Below are 16,884 nucleotides of genomic sequence, written 5' to 3' on the forward strand. Positions count from 1 at the left end.
CATTTGATACATATACACGCTGGCACTAATACTATCGTTTGGGATACTTTTGGATCCACCTACCCATGTGCTCAAGGATAAGCCCCGACAATGCTGGTCTCCCGTGAAATCACCGTCCCCGTGCGCCCCAAGCTGACGTGGGAGGAAACCTGGCAGGGCCCCGATCAGGGATTGATCCGCTGCTGGGAAATTGGCCGCGAGCGCGCGCAGAAGATGCCTGAGCTGGCCGAGCAATGCCGCGCCGGCGAGCTGCCGGTGCTGGGCTGGAAAGGCGGTGTGGCCCGCGCCTTGAAGAAAAAGGAGAAATACGGCGCGCTGAAATACCTGGCCCAGTGGCAAGGCCTGCGCGGCGAGGACCTGCAAGTGCAGGCGGACCGTGAAACCACCCTGACCTGCACCCGCACCGGAATGATGGTGACGTTCACGCCGGACCGCGGCAAATACCTCAACCAGCTGGCCGACAACGACGACTGATCCCGTAGCAGCTGCCGCAGGCTGCGTCCTGCCCACGCACAAAATCCTGGAATTATGCGCGGGCCAGGGACGCAGCCAGCGGCCCCAGCTACGGGATCGCAAAAAAATATGGGTTTTTGGTAATATTTAGCAATCTATTGCCGCGCAACAATCAGTATCATCCCCGCTCCACCCGCCTGGATTCACGCCCATGTCCACCCCAGCCTCCCCCGACCGCGCCGCGCTGATTTCGGCACGCATCGACCGCCTGCCCGCCGTGGCGACGTTGTGGAAGCTGGTGGCGCTGCTATCGATTGGCGGTTTCTTCGAACTGTATGACCTGTTCCAGACTGCCTACATCAGCCCCGGCCTGATCCGCGACGGAATCTTCGCCGCCGGCAACCAGGGCGTGTTCGGCCTGTCCGACCAGGCGGCGTTCGCCGCGGCGACCTTCCTCGGCCTGTTCTTCGGCGCCAGCCTGCTCAGCCCCATCGCCGACCGCTTCGGCCGCCGGGCCATCTTCACCTTCGCGCTGGTCTGGTACACCCTGGCCACCTTGGTCATGGGCCTGCAGAGCAGCGCGCTGGGCTTGATCGTGTGCCGGTTCTTCGTTGGCATCGGCCTGGGCATCGAGCTGGTGACCATCGACGCCTACCTGTCGGAGCTGGTGCCCAAACGCATGCGCAGCTCGGCGTTCGCCTTTGCCTTTTTCGTGCAATTCCTTTCCGTGCCGGCCGTGGCGCTGATGTCCTGGTGGCTGGTGCCCCAGGCGCCGCTGGGGGTTTCCGGCTGGCGCTGGGTGGTGCTGGCCAGCGCGCTGTTCGCGCTGATCATCTGGTGGCTGCGCTCGCGCCTGCCCGAGTCGCCGCGCTGGCTGGCCCAGCATGGGCGCTTCGACGAGGCCGAGGCGATTCTTGCGCCCATCGAGGCGCGCTGCCAACGCGACCATGGCCAGCCACTGCCCACGCCGCAATTGGAAGCAGTGCTGGTGGAAGCCCAGGGCCATTTCCGTGACATCTGGCAGCCACCCTACCGCCGCCGTGCGCTGATGCTGATTGTCTTCAACATCTTCCAGGCCATTGGTTTCTTCGGCTTTGGCAACTGGCTGCCGGCGCTGTTGTCGGGCCAGGGCGTCAGCGTTACCCACAGCCTGGGCTATGCCTTCATCATCACCCTGGCCTACCCGCTGGGGCCGCTGCTGTTCGTGCGCATCGCCAACCGTTTCGAAAACAAATGGCAGATCGTCGGCTCGGCGCTGGGCACCATGCTGTTCGGCACCCTGTTCGCCTTCCAGACCAGCGCGGTGGGGCTGATTGTGTGCGGGGTGATGATCACCTTCTGCAACGCCTGGCTGACTTTCAGCTACCACTCGTACCAGAGCGAGATGTTCCCCACCCATATTCGTGCGCGTGCGGTGGGCTTCTGCTATTCGTTCAGCCGCCTGTCCACGGTGTTCAGCAGCCTGATGATCGGCTTCTTCCTGGAGCACTTCGGCACCCCGGGGGTACTGGCGTTCATTGTCAGCAGCATGTTGATCGTGACCCTGACCATCGGCGGCTTCGGCCCCAGGACCCGCAACCTGGCGCTGGAGAACATCGCCCACTGACGACGCCCGTGGGAGCTGGCTTGCCAGCGAGCTGTTCAGGCCCAAAAAGCTCGCTGGCAAGCCAGCTCCCACCAAGACAGTTGCTGCTACGCTTCCTGCAAAGCCACGTTCAGGGAGTGAGGGTGATGACCGATCTGCATGATCTGCCGGCAGCGCAGCTGCTGACCATGTTCGCCAGCAAGACGCTGTCGCCGCTGGAGTACTACCAGCATCTGGTGGATCACATCGGTCGCTGGGAACCGCACATCAACGCGCTGTGGAATTTCGACCCGCAGGGTGTCATGGAACAGGCCCGCGGTGCCACCGAGCGCTGGGCCCGGGGCCTGCCGCGCGGGCCGCTGGACGGTGTGCCGGTGACCCTCAAGGAATTGATTGCCACCCAGGGCCAGCCCATTCCCCTGGGCAGCGCCGCCACCGTGCTGCAACCCGCCGCCCAGGATGCGCCACCTGCCGCACGGCTGCGCGAGGCTGGGGCCATCGTGCTGGGCAAGACCACGGTGCCGGATTTCGGCATGCTGTCCTCGGGGCTGTCCAGCTTTCATGGCGTCACCCGCAACCCCTGGAACCTCGCCAACAATACCGGTGGTTCAAGCTCCGGTGCCGCCGCTGCGGCGGCCGCCGGCTATGGCCCGTTGCACGTGGGCACCGACATCGGCGGTTCGATCCGCCTGCCCGCCGGCTGGTGCGGCCTGGTGGGCTTCAAGCCGACCCTGGGGCGCATCCCCATCGACCCTTACTACACCGGGCGCTGCGCCGGCCCCATGACCCGCAGCCTGGACGACTGCGCCCTGCTGATGCGCTACCTGTCGCTGCCCGACAGCCGCGACGCCACCAGCCTGGCGCCCCAGGCGCTGGACTGGAAACTGGCGCCGCCGTCCATGCGTGGCCTGCGGGTGGGGGTGCTGCTGGACCCCGGCGTGGGCTTCACGCCGTCGGCACGCACCTGCGCGCTGGTGGAGGCCGCCGCCAAGCATTTCCAGGCCCATGGCGCGCGCCTGCAAACAGTGGCGCCGTTGATGGACCGCACCTTGCTGGAAGGCATGGACCGTTTCTGGCGCGCACGCCAATGGGCCGAGCTGAGCGCCATGGGCAGCGCACAGTTCGAAAAAGTGCTGCCTTATATACGCGAGTGGGCCGCCCCCGCCGCGGATTTTACCGCCGTGCAGGCGGTGCAGGGCTTCAACCAGACCTTCGAAATGCGGCGCCGCGCCGCCGCGGTGTTCGATGAGGTGGACCTGCTGTTGTGCCCCACCAACCAGGTCGACGCCTTCCCCGCCGACTGGCCATCGCCGGGCAACGACCCGCAGAAACCCTTCGAGCACATCGTTTTTACCTTGCCGTGGAACATGGGCGAGCAGCCGGCGCTGTCGATCAACTGCGGCTTTACCGAGCACGGCATGCCGGTGGGCTTGCAGATGGTAGGGCCGCGTTTTGCCGATGAATGGCTGCTGCAGATGGGCAAGTGGTATGAAGGGGTGCGGGGCGAGATGCCGGGCTGGCCGACACCTCCCCGGTAGCAGCGGCCGCCAGGCCGCGTCCCAGGCACCACCGAGGGGTGGCCCGGACGCAGCCTTCGGCAGCTGCTACGGTTAGTGTCAGTGCAGCTGCAGGGTGGAGTTGATCTGGCTGATCGCGTCCACCACGTGCCGCGAGCCTTCCTGGATTTCCAGGATCACCTCGCCCGCCTCGTTCGCCAGCTCCACGCCCAGGCCGGTGCGGCTCAGGCTCGATTGCATGCTGGCCACGGCGCTCAGCGACAGGTCGTGGTTCTGCCGCACCACATCGACGATCTCCACCGTGGCCTGGCTGGTGCGCGCCGCCAGGCTGCGCACCTCGTCGGCCACCACGGCAAAGCCGCGGCCATGCTCACCGGCGCGCGCCGCTTCGATGGCGGCGTTGAGCGCCAGCAGGTTGGTCTGGTCGGCAATGCCGCGAATGGTCTGCACGATCTTGCCGATGTTCTCCGACTGGCGGTTCACGGCATCGATGCTGCGCGCGGCCTCGTTGAGGTCGTTGGAGATTTCCTTGATCACGTCCACGGTCTGGCGCACCACGCTTGAGCCCTTCTGCGCGCAGGCGTCATTCTGCACCGAAGTGGCGTGGGCAGCCTCGGCGGCCGACTGTTGGGTGTTGATCTGCGCGGTAATGTCGCTGGCGAACTTCACCACTTTATACAAGCGGCCGTGGGGGTCGAAGATCGGGTTGTACGAGGCTTCGAGGAAAACCACGCGGCCGTGCTTGTCCACCCGTTCGAAGCGGTGCGAATGGTATTCGCCACGGTTCAGCGAGGCCCAGAATGCCTTGTAATTAGGCGATTCGGCTTCGGTGCGGGTACAGAACATGCTGTGGTGCTGGCCGATCACCTCGTTCAGCGAGTAGTGCATGGCCTGCAGGAAATTGTCGTTGGCGGTGAGCACGCGGCCGTCGGGGCTGAATTCGATCACCGCCATGGAGCGGCCGATGGCCTTGAGCTTGCTTTCGCTTTCGTGCTCCAGGTGCGCGCGGTCGGAGATGTCGGCCGCCACCTTGATCACGCTGCGCACCTCGCGGTTGGGCCCCAGCACTGGCATGTAGCTGGCCTCCAGCCACACTTCGCGGCCGCCCTTGTCCAGCCGTTCGAAGGTTCCGCTCAAGGCCTCGCCGCGTTGCAGGGCTTGCCACATGCGCTGGTATTCCTCGCTTTTGTGGAAGCCGTCGGCGCAGAACAGCCGGTGGTGTTTGCCGCGAATTTCTTCCACGGAGTAACCCATGGTCTTGCAGAAGTTGCTGTTGGCATCGAGTATCAGCCCCTCGGGGGTGAATTCGATCATGGCCATGGACCGGCTGATGGCAGCCAGGCGTGCATTGGCCTGTTCAAGTTCAGCGGACAGGCGCGCGATTTCCGCCACGTCGGCCTTGCGGTGGGAGTCAAACATGGTTCGAAGACCTCAAGCGTCCGGTTACTTTTCAAAACCCAATGGTTAAAAGCAGAAGCAACGCACTTCGGGGCACGACGAATGGAATGGGGGGCGTGAAGAAAGGCTGGCGCAACATTCCCTGTGCTTTCTTCCCTGACAAGGCAACTCCCGGCTCACCTGCTGAGCATAGCCAGCAAGTGCGCGGTTGCAAGCAAAGCGCCATTACCCGGTGCACGCGCGCCCGTAGCAGCTGCCGAAGGCTGCGTCCGAGCCCAACACGGTCAACTCTCGCGCACCACCAGTTCGAACCCCAAGTCCTGGGTAGGCAGGGCCATGGGCTTGCCATCCAGCAGGCCCAGCAGCAGGTGCGCCGCCTGGCGGCCGATGGCCGCGCGCGGGGTGCGAATGGAGGTGAGGCGCGGTACCAGGTGCGCCGAGGCCGGCAGGTCGTTGAAGCCGACCATGGCCACCTGCTCGGGAATCTTCAAACCCTGGCGTGAGGCTTCCAGGATGGCGCCCTGGGCCAGGTCGTCGTTGCAGAAGAATATGCCGTCGACGTCCGGGTGGCGGCGCAGCAGGTCGTTGAACAGCTCGCCGCCCAGGCCGATGGAAGAAGGCGTGGGCGCCATTAATTGCAGCGCCGGGTCGAAACAGCCGGCGGCCTGCAGGGTCTGCCGGAAGCCATCGCCACGCTGCAGCACCCGCGGGTCGAGCTGCGCGGCCACGTAGGCCAGCCGCTTGCGCCCACGGCTGAGCAGGTGACGGGCGGCAACCGCGCCCGCCTGTTCCTGGGAAAAGCCCACCGAGGCGATGCCCGGCGTAGCGTCCAGCTCCATCATGTGCACGCACGGCACGCCGCTGGCGGCGAGCATGCGCCGCGACGCCTCGGTGCGCTCGAAACCGGTCAGCAGCAGCCCCCGTGGCTGGTAGGCCAGGTAGTTGCGGATCAGGTTTTCTTCTTCATTGATGTCGTAGTGGGAGTTGCCGATCAGCACTTCCAGGCCCCGGGGGCGCATCACATCGTGAATGGCTTCCAGGGTGTCGATGAACAGTTGGTTGGACAGCGACGGGATCAGCACCACAATGGACTGGCTTTGCGCCGAGGCCAGCGCGCGGGCCGCAGGGTTGGCCACGTAGCCCAGCTGCAGGGCGGCTTCGTGGACCTTTATGGCCAGTTCCGGCGCGACGGTGGGCACCCCCCGCAACGCGCGGGAAGCGGTGATCGGGGAAACGCCGGACAGCCGTGCGACTTCGGAAAGCGTCGGGCGACCGGTAGTGCGGGAGCCGGTGCGGGTCATGGGTCTTATTGTTTTCGACTTGCCATTAATAGGGGTGGCGGCTAAGGTAGCGCTGTCTTTAGCACAGGGCAATGATGAAATTATTTCATCGTGTGCAACTCCCCGAGCAAGGGCTGCTCAAAACATATCAATAAGATCAGGGTGCAGTAGCCGCCGGGGTAGCCTTCCAAGGATCCTCTGCACGCGCTGTTCCTGCAGGAGATACCGATGGTTTTCCCTCTTTCCGCAATCGTGGTGATGGGTGTTGCGGGCTGCGGCAAGAGCAGCGTCGGCGATGCTATCTGTCACCGTAGCGGAGGTCGCCTGATTGAAGGTGACGTGTTCCACCCTGCCGCCAATATCGAAAAAATGTCCGCTGGTATCCCCCTCAACGACGATGACCGCGCCGGCTGGCTGACACGCCTCGGCGAGGAAATGAGTGCGTGCGTGGCCAGTGGCGAACGCGCCATCCTGACCTGTTCGGCGCTCAAGCTGGCCTACCGTGACAAGTTGCGCGCTGCCGTGCCCAACCTGGGCTTCGTGTTCCTGGAATTGACCCGCGAGGAAGCAGCTGACCGCGTTTCCCACCGCCCGGGCCATTTCATGCCCGCCAGCCTGATCGACAGCCAGTTCGCTACCCTGGAATCGCCCAAGGGCGAAGTGCTGACCCTGCCCCTGGACGCGACGCTGCCCATCGCCACCCTGGCAGACAAGGTCGACGCCTGGCTGCATAACCAAGATGCATCGCTGTCGCAATCGGCCTGATTCATGAGCTCGAACAAGACAGCGCTACCTCAACTAGAATTGCTCCGACCACAACAAGAAGAGGCATACCCCGATGCTGGGTCTACCGACTAACACCTACTTGCTGCTCGACGCCCTGATCACCATCGTCGGCCTGGTACTGCTGATCACCAAATTCAAGATCCACCCCTTCGTGGCGCTGACCATCGCCGCAGGTTTCCTGGGGTTGACGTCCGGCATGCCGGTGGCCAAGGTGATGAAATCCTTCCAGGACGGCTTCGGCGGCGTGCTGGGCTTCGTCGGCATTGTGCTTGCCCTGGGCACCATGCTCGGCAAGCTGATGGCCGACTCGGGCGGTGCCGACCAGATCGCGCAAACGCTGATCCGCGCCTTCGGCAAACGCAACGTGCACTGGGCAATGATGTGCTCGGCGTTCCTGGTGGGCATCCCGCTGTTCTTCGAGATCGGCTTCGTGCTGCTGATCCCGTTGGTGTTCATCGTCGCCCGCCGTTCCGGCGTGTCGCTGGTGAAAATCGGCATTCCGCTGCTGGCCGGCCTGTCCGTGGTACACGGCCTGGTACCGCCGCACCCGGGCCCGCTGCTGGCCATTGGCATCTTCAAGGCTGACATCGGCAAGACCATCTTCTACGGCCTGATTGTCGGTTTGCCTACCGCCATCATCGCCGGTCCGCTGTTCGGCAGCTTCATCTCCAAGTATGTGCCGGGCAACCCGTCCACCGAACTGATGGACCAGATCGCCAAGGAATCCCAGCACGAGAACCTGCCCAGCTTCAGCGTGACCCTGATCACCGTGCTGCTGCCCGTGTTCCTGATGCTGCTGAAGACCTTCGCCGACGTGTTCGTGCCGGCCGACCACATCTTCCGCCAGTGGATGGACCTGATCGGTCACCCGATCACCGCGCTGTTGGCCGCCCTGCTGCTGGCCTTCTACACCTTCGGTTTTGCCCGTGGTTTCGACCGCACCAAGATCATGAAGCTGCTGGACCAGAGCCTGGCACCGACCGCCGCCATCATCCTGATCGTGGGCGCCGGTGGCGGCTTCAAGCAGATGCTAGTGGACACCGGCGTGGGCAACGTGATTGGTGAAATGGCCGTGCAGGCCAACGTTTCGCCGATCCTGCTGGCCTGGCTGGTGGCTGCTGTGATCCGTATCGCCACCGGTTCCGCTACCGTGGCCACCATCACCGGCGCCGGCATTGTCGCCCCGGTGGTGGACATGATCCCGGGTGTGCCGCGCGAGCTGCTGGTGCTGGCCGCCGGTGCCGGTTCGGTGATCCTGTCGCACGTCAACGACGCCGGCTTCTGGCTGGTGAAGCAGTACTTCAACATGACCGTGGCCGAGACCTTCAAGACCTGGAGCATGATGGAAACCATCCTCTCGGTGGTTGCCCTGATCTTCATCATGTTGCTGTCGCTGGTGGTGTAACCCCGACCTTGTAGCCGCTGCCACCAGGCAGCGGCTACAAGGCTTCAGCGAAACGCAACGCCCGCTGGGCAAAGTCCCCCAAGCGATCGAAATTCACGTTCGCCCCCGAATCAATCGCCACCAGCACCTGCCCGCGCACCCCGCGCGTGGCCACGTAGCGCTTGATGCCCGCCACCGCCAACGCCCCCGACGGCTCGGTGATGGAGCGCGTGTCGTCATAGATATCCTTGATCGCCGCGCCCAGTTCGTCATTGCTCACCGTGATCACCTCATCCACCCAGCGCCGGCAGATGTCGTAGCAATGGGCCCCCACCTGCGCCACCGCCACGCCGTCGGCAAACGTATCGACCTGCCCCAGCACCACCCGCTCCCCCGCCGCCAACGCTGCCTGCAGGCAGTTCGAGCCTTCGGATTCGACGCCGATGACGCGGATCTGCGGGCGCAGGTATTTGACGTAGGCAGCAATGCCGGCAATCAGCCCACCACCACCCACCGGCACGAAGATGGCGTCCAGGCCTTCGGGGTGCTGGCGCAAGATCTCCATGGCCACGGTGCCCTGCCCGGCGATCACGTCGGGGTCGTCGAAGGGCGCCACGAAGGTCATGCCGCCCTTGGCCAGTTCCAGCGCGTGCGCCAGGGCCTGGGGAAAGGCCGGCCCGTGCAGCACCGCGTTGCCGCCACGCGACAGCACGCCATCGATCTTCAACTGCGGCGTGGTCTGCGGCATCACGATGGTGGCCGCAATGCCCAGCTCGCGCGCCGCCAGCGCCACCCCCTGGGCATGGTTGCCAGCCGAGGCGGTGACCACGCCGGCGGCACGCTCGGCCGGGCTCAACTGCGCCAGCTTGTTGCACGCGCCGCGAATCTTGAAGGAGTAAGTAGGCTGCAGGTCTTCGCGCTTGAGCAGGACCTGGTTGCCCAGGCGCAGGGACAACGCCGGCGCCACCTGCAATGGGGTAACGATGGCCAGGTCGTAGACCTTGGCTTCCAGGGTCTTGCGGGCGTAGTAGGCGAGCTGGGCGGTGTCGGTGTCACTCATGGGGCGTCTCCGGTGCAGTACTCGGAGCCCTGGTGACGTTCACGTGAAACCCGCCACAAGGGCGGGTTTGGGTGCAGCTGCTAGCCCGCCAGATGAGGAATGGCGGTAATAATAATGCTCATGGCTGGCAGCAACAGGAAGGTATTCATGCCCAGAACATACGCCGCCGGGCCGGCCGCCGTCAACCGCCCGTCGGCAGTGGGGCACCTTGTTCATCGGGCAATGGCCCAAAGCCTGTACCGCTCATGAAAAGGAGACTGTTCATGACTACTGCACGCTGGGCCGCCCTGGCCCTGACCACCTTGCTCAGCGCCGGCGCCTTTGCCGATGACAGCACCGGCCCCACCAACCCGGCCAACCCCAACGGCGCCATCGGCACCACCCCTGCCGAAATTGGCGTGCCCAGCGGCACCGGCACGCGCATGCAGAATGGCAACACCGATGGCTCGGCTGCGCCCAACATGCCCGCCGGCAGCCAGCCGATCAAGCCCATTGGGGGCAACCCCGAAGGCAGTTCCATGGGCAACAGCAACACCAAGCCCGACAGCCCATCGAGCACCACCAGCAAACCGTGACTTGCGGCGGGCCGGCGGGTTAGATTCCGCACTCCCCTTCGGCCCGCACAGGACTTTCGCATGGACATGCCCGTTCGCATTCTGGGACGCGACACCTCGATCAACGTACGCAAGGTCCTGTGGACGTGCCACGAGCTGGGTATCGGCTTCATTCGCGAAGACTACGGCAACGGCTTTGCCTCCACCCATACCCCCGACTACCTGCGGCTGAACCCCAACGCCCAGGTGCCGGTGCTGGTGGAAGACGATTTTGTGCTGTGGGAATCCAATAGCATCTGCCGCTACCTGGCAAGCAAACAGGGCGCGCCGCTGCTGCCGGTGGAGCGCCGCGCGCGGGCGCGCGTGGAACAGTGGATGGACTGGCAGGCCACCGAGCTGAATCCGGCCTGGCGTTACCCGTTCACCGCGCTGATCCGCCAGGATCCGGCCTTCCAGGACCCGCAAAAACTGGCTGACGGCACGGCCGAGTGGAACCGGGTGATGGCCATTCTCGACGCGCAATTGGCGCGCACCGGCGCGTTTGTCACCGGCGAGCACTTCAGCCTGGCGGACGTAGTGCTGGGCTTGTCGGTAAACCGCTGGAAGATGACGCCCATCGCGCATGCGGCGTTGCCGGAAGTAGAGGCCTATTACCTGCGCCTGCAGGAACGCGAAGGCTTCCGCCTGTACGGCGCCAACGGCATGCCGTGACCGCCGGGACGCAAGTATCTCCGTAGCAGCGGCCGCAGGCCGCGTCCGGGGTCACCCCAGAACTATCGCCGAACGCAGTTCACCAAACAACGTCACCACCGACCGCAGCGCCCGGCAATCGGGCCGCGTCAGCATCCACAGCGCGCTGTCATGCCCGGCCAACGGGCCACCGAGCACCGTCAGGTCGCCGATCAGGAACTGCGGCAACACCGCCACGCCCATCCCCGCCCGCACCATCTGCGCCACCGCCAGCATGGAACTGGCCCGGTACAACGGCGTCACTCCCGGCAGGTGCTCACGGCGCCAGGCCACGCCGGGGTGGTCGGGAATGAAATCGTCAGCGGCAATCCAGTTCATCAACGCCAGGTCGGTGCTGGCCTGCGCCGCCAGGTAACCGGGGCTGGCACACACCCGGTATTGCACGGTGCCCAGGCGGCTGCCCACCAGGTGTTCGGGCGGTGCCTGGGTCAGGCGCAGGGCGATATCGGCATCGCGGCGGCTGAGGTTGGCGAAGTCATTGCTGGTGGTCAGCTCCAGCGCCAGCGCCGGGTAACGCGGCATGAACGCCGCCAGAGCCGGTAACAGCAGGTGCTGCAGCACCGCGTCGGTGCAGGTCAGCCGCACCGTCCCGCTGACCACCTCGCCGCCCTGCTCCACGCTCACCTGCGCCACCTGCAACGCCTGTTCGGCCTGCTCGGCCTGGGCCGCCAGGCTCACCGCCACCGCCGTGGGCAGGTAGCCGCCGCGGCTTTTCTCGAACAGCGACTGGCCCAGCGCCGATTCGAGCCGCCGAATTGAACGGAACACCGTCGACACGTCCACGCCCAGCAGGCGTGAAGCCCGCGCCAACGAACGCCCACGCACCAGGGCGAGGATCAGGGCAAGGTCTTGGTGACTGAGGCGATATTGCATGAATGCACGGATACTTTGCCGAAATGCCAATATTGATTGCGCGAGTGCCAGCTTATAGTGGCCCCACTTCCACCGGCAAGGCCTCACTGAAGGAACAGCACCATGCCCCGCTCGCGCCCGCTGCACATCGCCCTGGTTGGCGATTTCGACGCCTCCATCACCGCCCACCGCGCCATCCAGGCGGCCCTGCCGCTGGCCGGCCGCGCCCTGGGCCTGAGCGTGGAGGCGCGCTGCCTGGCCACCGACCAGGTCACCGCCGCCAGCCTCGACCAGCCCTTCGACGCCATCTGGTGCATGCCCGGCAGCCCCTACCGCTCGCTGGAAGGCGCGCTGGCCGCTATCCGCCATGCGCGCGAACAGCGCATCCCGTTCCTGGGCACCTGCGCCGGCTTCCAGCACGCCCTGCTGGAATACGCCCGCAACGTGCTGGGCTGGGCTGACGCCGAGCACGGCGAAAACTTCCCCGACGCCGCCCGGGCCATCATCAGCCCGCTCAGCTGCTCGCTGGTGGAAAAGCGCGGTGGCCTGCACCTGACGCCCGGCAGCCTGATCGCCCAGGCGTACGAGCAGTTGGACATCGAGGAAGGCTACCACTGCAACTACGGCCTCAACCCCGCATTCGCCGACGCGCTGTTCGAAGGCCCGCTGCGGCCTTGCGCGCACGACGCAGCAGGCGATGTGCGCGCCGTGCAGCTGGAAGGCCACCCGTTCTTCATCGCCACCCTGTTCCAGCCCGAACGCGCCGCCCTCGAAGGGCGCGTGCCGCCGCTGCTGACCGCGCTGCTGCACGCCGCCAACCGGAGCGCCTGAGCATGTTCGCCAACACCCCGAAACCGCCCTATTACGCGGTGATCTTCACCTCCACCCGCACCGACGTCGACGCCGGCTACGGCGAAGCAGCCCAGCGCATGGTCGACCTCGCCAGCGACCAGCCGGGCTTCCTCGGCGTGGAATCGGCGCGCGGCGAGGACGGTCTGGGCATTACCGTGTCTTACTGGCAAAGCGAAGCCGCGATCCTTGCGTGGAAGCAGCACGCCGAACACACCGACGCCCGCAACACCGGGCGCGCGCAGTGGTACCAGCGCTGCATCACGCGGGTGGCGCATGTGCAGCGGGCGTACGCGTTCGATCGCGAAGGCTAGCGGCCGCTCAGGGCAGCACGGGGGGCACGTACTGCAACGTCGTCCCCAACGCCCACAACAGCACCAGCACCAGCGGCACGTGCACCAGCAGTTGCACGAAGCTGAAGCCGATCAAGTCGCGCGCCTTCAGCCCCAGCACCCCCAGCAGCGGCAGCATGTAGAACGGGTTGATGAGGTTGGGCAGCGCCTCGGCGGCGTTGTAGATCTGCACGGCCCAGCCCAGGTGGTACTTGAGGTCAGTGGCCACCTGCATCACGTACGGCGCCTCGATGATCCACTTGCCGCCGCCCGAGGGGATGAAGAAGCCCAGCACTGCCGAGTACACGCCCATCAGCAACGCGTAGGTGTCGTGCGAGGCAATCTGCACGAAGAACGTGGAGATGTGCTGCGCCAGGGTCTGGCCTTCGCCGCCCTTCACCGTGGTGAGGATGGCGGCGATGGAGCCGTACAGCGGGAACTGGATCAGCACGCCGGTGGTGGTGGGCACCGCGCGGGCCACGGCGTCGAGGAAGCTGCGCGGGCGCCAGTGCAGCAGCGCGCCCAGCATGATGAACAGGAAGTTGTAGGTGTTCAGCCCGGAAATGGCGGTGATCGCCGGCTTGCTGGAGAACTCGTGGTACAGCCAGCCGGCCGCCAGCGCAACCAGCAGCAGGGTCAGCAACGGGCTGTGTTCCAGCCACTCGCCCGGGCGCGTGCGCTGGGCCTGGGGCGGCAGGTTGAAGCTGGGGTCGATGCCGCAGGCCTTGGCGTCGCGGGCGCTGTTGGGGCCGGGCGCAGTGGCGTAGGCGATGACCAGCGACACCAACACCAGCACGGCCAGCATCAGCCCCGACTGCCAGAGGAAGATGGTCTGGGTGAAGGGAATGACGCCGGTGATGGCGAGGATTGACGGCGGCAGGCTGGCCGGGTTGGCCTGCAATTGCGCAGCCGACGACGACAGGCCCAACGCCCACACGGCGCCCAGGCCCAAATAGGCGGCGGCACCGGCGGCGCGGTAGTCCATTTTCAGGTCGGTGCGCCGCGCCAGGGCGCGTACCAGCAGGCCGCCGAACACCAGCGACAGGCCCCAGTTGAGCAACGAGGCGACCATGGAAATCAGCGCCACCCAGGCCACGGCCGAGCGGCCGTTGCTGGGCAGGCGCGCCAGGCGGTCGATGAGCTTCACTGCTGGCGGCGAGCTGGCGACCACGTAGCCGCCGATGACCACGAAGGCCATTTGCATGGTGAACGGAATAAGGCTCCAGAAGCCGTCACCGAAGGCGGTGGCAGTATCGTTGGGCTTGGCGCCCATGGCCATGGCGGCCAGCGCCACGACGATCACCGCCACGGCGGCGAACACCCAGGAATCGGGGAACCAGCGCTCGGCCCAGTTGGAGCAGCGCAGGGCGAACCGCGCGTAGCGGCTCTCTTCAATGTCTACGGACATGGGGTGCTACCTTTTATTGTCTTTATTTTTGGATATCAGAAACGCCGACGGCCCCTTCGCGGGCACGGCCCGCTCCTACAGGGTTGGCAGTCAACCTGTAGGAGCGGGCCGTGCCCGCGAAGGGGCCGGTGAAGCCTGCAGAAAACCTAGAACGTCATTTCGATCACATCATCCGGCACAATCAGCTTGCCCGCAGTCTTGGCGATAATTTCCTCGACGCTGATGCCGGGCGCCCGCTCGCGCAGGATGAACGCGCCGTTCTCGATTTCCAGGTACGCAAGGTCGGTCAGCACCTTGCGAATGCAGCCCGCGCCGGTCAGCGGCAGGCTGCACTGGGGCAGCAGCTTGGACTCGCCGTCCTTGGAGGCGTGGGTCATGGTGACGATGATATTGTCGGCGCCGGCCACCAGGTCCATGGCGCCGCCCATGCCTTTCACCAGCTTGCCGGGGATCATCCACGAGGCGATGTTGCCCTGCACGTCCACCTCGAAAGCGCCCAGCACGGTCAAGTCGACGTGGCCGCCACGAATCATCGCGAAGGATTCGGCCGAATTGAAAATGGACGCACCAGCACGCGCGGTGACGGTCTGCTTGCCGGCGTTGATCATGTCGGCGTCAATGGTTTCCTCGGTAGGAAACTCGCCCATGCCCAGCAGGCCGTTTTCCGATTGCAGCATCACGTCGATGTCGTCGGGAACGTAGTTGGCCACGAGCGTCGGAATGCCGATGCCCAGGTTCACGTAGTAGCCATCCTTGAGTTCGCGGGCCACACGCTGGGCCATTTGTTCGCGGGTCAGTGCCATGTGCAAAACCTCTTGTTATTCGGGGCCGGACGTCAGGCCTTGACGGTGCGCTTTTCGATGCGTTTTTCGAAGGTGCCGAGAATCACCCGGTCGACGTAGATGCCGGGGGTGTGGATCTGGCTGGGCGGCAGCTCGCCCGGGGCGACGATTTCCTCGACCTCGACCACGGTGATCTTGCCGGCTGCAGCCGCCAGCGGGTTGAAGTTCTGCGCGGTGTGGCGGTAGATGACGTTGCCGAAGTGGTCGGCTTTCCAGCCCTTGACGATGGCGAAGTCGCCGGTGATGGCCTCTTCAAGAATGTACTTGCGGCCGTTGAACTCGCGCACCTCCTTGCCTTCGGCCACCGGGGTGCCGTAGCCGGTGGCGGTGTAGAACGCCGGGATGCCGGCGCCGCCGGCGCGCATTTTTTCCGCCAGGGTGCCTTGGGGGGTGAGTTCCACTTCCAGCTCGCCGTCCAGCAACTGGCGTTCGAACAGGGCGTTCTCGCCCACGTACGAGGCGATCATTTTGCGGATTTGCCGGTCTTCCAGCAGCACGCCCAGGCCAAAGCCGTCGACGCCGCAGTTGTTGGACACCACGGTCAGCCCGCGCACGCCCATGCGGCGGATCTGCGCAATCAGGTTCTCGGGAATGCCGCACAGGCCGAAGCCACCGGACAATACCGTCATGTTGTCGGTGAGGCCGGCGAGGGCCTCTTCCCAGGTTGTTACTCGTTTATCGAGTCCAGCCATGTCAATCCGCCTTTTTATCGTTATTGGGCTATTCGAAGCTTAGCCACCGAAGCGTGTCCGGCCCATCTTCTCGCCAACCGAGTTATTTGTTAATTTTGTTTTTCTGATGGATTGATTGAGTTTGCAAAACAATGAACATCAAGCAGCTTCGCGCGTTCCTGGCCGTGGCCCAGGCCTTGAGCTTCGCCCAGGCGGGCGAGCGCCTGCACCTGTCCCAACCGGCCCTGAGCCTGACCATCAAGGGCCTGGAGGAAGACCTGGGCGGCGCGCTGTTGATCCGCACCACCCGCAGCGTGGCGCTGACACCCGAGGGCGAGACCCTGCTGCCCCTGGCACGGCAGCTGCTGGCCGACTGGGACAACGCCGAAGAGCTGCTGCGCCAGCACTTCACCCTGCAGACCGGCAAGGTCTCGATCGCCGCCATGCCCTCCTTCGCCGGCAACCGCCTGCCCGCGGCGCTGAAGACCTTCCGCGACCGCCACCCGCGGGTGAACGTGGCCGTGCACGACGTGATCAACGAGCAGGTACTGGAAATGGTGCGCCACCGGCGCGTGGAGCTGGGCATCGGCTTTGAGCCGGAGTCCACCAGCACGCTGGTGTTCACGCCGTTCTACCTGGACCGCTTCGTGGCAGTGGTGCCGGCCGATTCGCCCCTGGCCCTGCGCGAAAAACTCAGCTGGACCGAGCTGCTGCAGGAAGATTTCGTCACCCTGCAGCGGCCCTCGGCGGTGCGCCTGATGCTGGAGCAGGACTTGGCCAACACCCACGGCAAGTTGTCTGTCGCCTTTGAAAGCCACCAACTGAGCACCGTCGGCCGCATGGTCGCCAGTGGCCTGGGCGTGAGCGCGGTGCCGTCGCTGTGCATCGAACAGATGGAAGAACTGGGCGCGCGTTGCGTGGCCCTGGACGAGCCGCGCATCGAGCGGCGTATCGGCCTGATGCGCCTGGCCGACCACAAGCTGTCGGCGGCGGCGCAGGCGTTGCAGGAGGTACTGATTGAGACTTCCGCCCAGCACCAGCCCACGCCATGACGACGAACGATTTGTGGGAGCTGGCTTGCCAGCGAGCTGTTGGGGCCCGAAAAACTCGCTGGCAAGCCCGCTCCCCCAACACGGTTGCGGCTACGGGGGGGGGGGGGGTTG

The 16,884-nt window shown here is 65.2% G+C and carries 16 protein-coding genes and 2 pseudogenes; 10 read left to right on the plus strand and 8 right to left on the minus strand.

Annotation, left to right across the window (positions count from 1 at the left end; translation table 11 throughout):
• Nucleotides 1-90: 90 nt before the first annotated feature.
• The 3 genes from AC0SZ7_RS25100 (at nucleotide 91) to AC0SZ7_RS25110 (ending at nucleotide 3,576) form a co-directional block, all read left to right on the plus strand.
• The gene (locus AC0SZ7_RS25100) at nucleotides 91-474 is read left to right on the plus strand and encodes a hypothetical protein (RefSeq protein ID WP_475506910.1); all 384 of its coding nucleotides are present in this window, start codon (nucleotides 91-93) and stop codon (nucleotides 472-474) included.
• A 190-nt stretch (nucleotides 475-664) separates the two neighbouring features.
• On the plus strand, nucleotides 665-2,059 hold the full coding sequence (locus AC0SZ7_RS25105) for an MFS transporter (RefSeq protein ID WP_475506911.1): 1,395 nt from the start codon (nucleotides 665-667) through the stop codon (nucleotides 2,057-2,059).
• 125 nt (nucleotides 2,060-2,184) lie between these two features.
• The gene (locus AC0SZ7_RS25110; RefSeq protein WP_475506912.1) at nucleotides 2,185-3,576 is read left to right on the plus strand and encodes an amidase; all 1,392 of its coding nucleotides are present in this window, start codon (nucleotides 2,185-2,187) and stop codon (nucleotides 3,574-3,576) included.
• Between the two features lie 78 nt (nucleotides 3,577-3,654).
• Here the strand turns inward: AC0SZ7_RS25110 and AC0SZ7_RS25115 are convergent.
• The 3 genes and pseudogenes from AC0SZ7_RS25115 to gntR all read right to left on the minus strand — a co-directional run.
• Nucleotides 3,655-4,017, minus strand: a pseudogene (locus AC0SZ7_RS25115) (methyl-accepting chemotaxis protein); the annotation flags it as partial.
• A gap of 174 nt (nucleotides 4,018-4,191) precedes the next feature.
• Nucleotides 4,192-4,974: pseudogene (locus AC0SZ7_RS25120) on the minus strand (PAS domain-containing protein); the annotation flags it as partial.
• 263 nt (nucleotides 4,975-5,237) lie between these two features.
• Entirely contained in the window at nucleotides 5,238-6,254 is a 1,017-nt protein-coding gene (gntR, locus tag AC0SZ7_RS25125; RefSeq protein ID WP_475506913.1) for an HTH-type transcriptional regulator GntR, read from the minus strand.
• A gap of 207 nt (nucleotides 6,255-6,461) precedes the next feature.
• Between gntR and AC0SZ7_RS25130 the strand changes: the two genes are divergently transcribed.
• Nucleotides 6,462-6,998 (plus strand): gluconokinase, GntK/IdnK-type, encoded by a 537-nt coding sequence (locus AC0SZ7_RS25130; protein ID WP_473003728.1) that lies wholly within the window; start codon nucleotides 6,462-6,464, stop codon nucleotides 6,996-6,998.
• Nucleotides 6,999-7,071: 73 nt separating this feature from the next.
• Nucleotides 7,072-8,424, plus strand: coding sequence for a GntP family permease (locus tag AC0SZ7_RS25135; RefSeq protein ID WP_475506914.1), 1,353 nt, complete (start codon nucleotides 7,072-7,074; stop codon nucleotides 8,422-8,424).
• Nucleotides 8,425-8,458: 34 nt separating this feature from the next.
• On the opposite strand, the gene ilvA is transcribed toward AC0SZ7_RS25135, so the two are convergent.
• The gene (gene ilvA / locus AC0SZ7_RS25140) at nucleotides 8,459-9,463 is read right to left on the minus strand and encodes a threonine ammonia-lyase, biosynthetic (protein WP_475506915.1); all 1,005 of its coding nucleotides are present in this window, start codon (nucleotides 9,461-9,463) and stop codon (nucleotides 8,459-8,461) included.
• A gap of 263 nt (nucleotides 9,464-9,726) precedes the next feature.
• Between ilvA and AC0SZ7_RS25145 the strand changes: the two genes are divergently transcribed.
• Nucleotides 9,727-10,038, plus strand: a complete 312-nt coding sequence (locus AC0SZ7_RS25145) for a hypothetical protein (RefSeq protein ID WP_475506916.1) — start codon at nucleotides 9,727-9,729, stop codon at nucleotides 10,036-10,038.
• 60 nt (nucleotides 10,039-10,098) lie between these two features.
• The gene (locus tag AC0SZ7_RS25150; protein ID WP_475506917.1) at nucleotides 10,099-10,728 is read left to right on the plus strand and encodes a glutathione S-transferase family protein; all 630 of its coding nucleotides are present in this window, start codon (nucleotides 10,099-10,101) and stop codon (nucleotides 10,726-10,728) included.
• Nucleotides 10,729-10,779: 51 nt separating this feature from the next.
• Here the strand turns inward: AC0SZ7_RS25150 and AC0SZ7_RS25155 are convergent, their stop codons facing one another.
• Nucleotides 10,780-11,640: a LysR family transcriptional regulator gene (locus AC0SZ7_RS25155; protein ID WP_475506918.1), complete on the minus strand. Its 861-nt coding sequence runs from the start codon at nucleotides 11,638-11,640 to the stop codon at nucleotides 10,780-10,782.
• A gap of 102 nt (nucleotides 11,641-11,742) precedes the next feature.
• Between AC0SZ7_RS25155 and AC0SZ7_RS25160 the strand changes: the two genes are divergently transcribed.
• Together AC0SZ7_RS25160 and AC0SZ7_RS25165 are read left to right on the plus strand one after the other, a co-directional pair.
• A complete protein-coding gene (locus AC0SZ7_RS25160) occupies nucleotides 11,743-12,450 on the plus strand; it encodes a CTP synthase C-terminal region-related (seleno)protein (RefSeq protein ID WP_475506919.1) in 708 nt (235 codons plus the stop codon).
• Nucleotides 12,451-12,452: 2 nt separating this feature from the next.
• On the plus strand, nucleotides 12,453-12,782 hold the full coding sequence (locus AC0SZ7_RS25165) for an antibiotic biosynthesis monooxygenase family protein (RefSeq protein WP_475506920.1): 330 nt from the start codon (nucleotides 12,453-12,455) through the stop codon (nucleotides 12,780-12,782).
• A gap of 7 nt (nucleotides 12,783-12,789) precedes the next feature.
• Here the strand turns inward: AC0SZ7_RS25165 and AC0SZ7_RS25170 are convergent, their stop codons facing one another.
• From AC0SZ7_RS25170 to AC0SZ7_RS25180, 3 genes are all read right to left on the minus strand, one after another.
• Nucleotides 12,790-14,208 (minus strand): short-chain fatty acid transporter, encoded by a 1,419-nt coding sequence (locus tag AC0SZ7_RS25170; RefSeq protein WP_475506921.1) that lies wholly within the window; start codon nucleotides 14,206-14,208, stop codon nucleotides 12,790-12,792.
• Nucleotides 14,209-14,354: 146 nt separating this feature from the next.
• Nucleotides 14,355-15,011 (minus strand): CoA transferase subunit B, encoded by a 657-nt coding sequence (locus AC0SZ7_RS25175; protein WP_475506922.1) that lies wholly within the window; start codon nucleotides 15,009-15,011, stop codon nucleotides 14,355-14,357.
• 32 nt (nucleotides 15,012-15,043) lie between these two features.
• A complete protein-coding gene (locus tag AC0SZ7_RS25180) occupies nucleotides 15,044-15,742 on the minus strand; it encodes a CoA transferase subunit A (RefSeq protein WP_475506923.1) in 699 nt (232 codons plus the stop codon).
• 131 nt (nucleotides 15,743-15,873) lie between these two features.
• Here AC0SZ7_RS25180 and AC0SZ7_RS25185 point away from each other — a divergent pair, with 131 nt between their 5' ends.
• Nucleotides 15,874-16,773, plus strand: coding sequence for a LysR family transcriptional regulator (locus tag AC0SZ7_RS25185; protein WP_475506924.1), 900 nt, complete (start codon nucleotides 15,874-15,876; stop codon nucleotides 16,771-16,773).
• The last annotated feature ends 111 nt before the right edge of the window (nucleotides 16,774-16,884 follow it).

The sequence above is a fragment of the Pseudomonas sp. JC1203 genome (genome assembly GCF_056175065.1).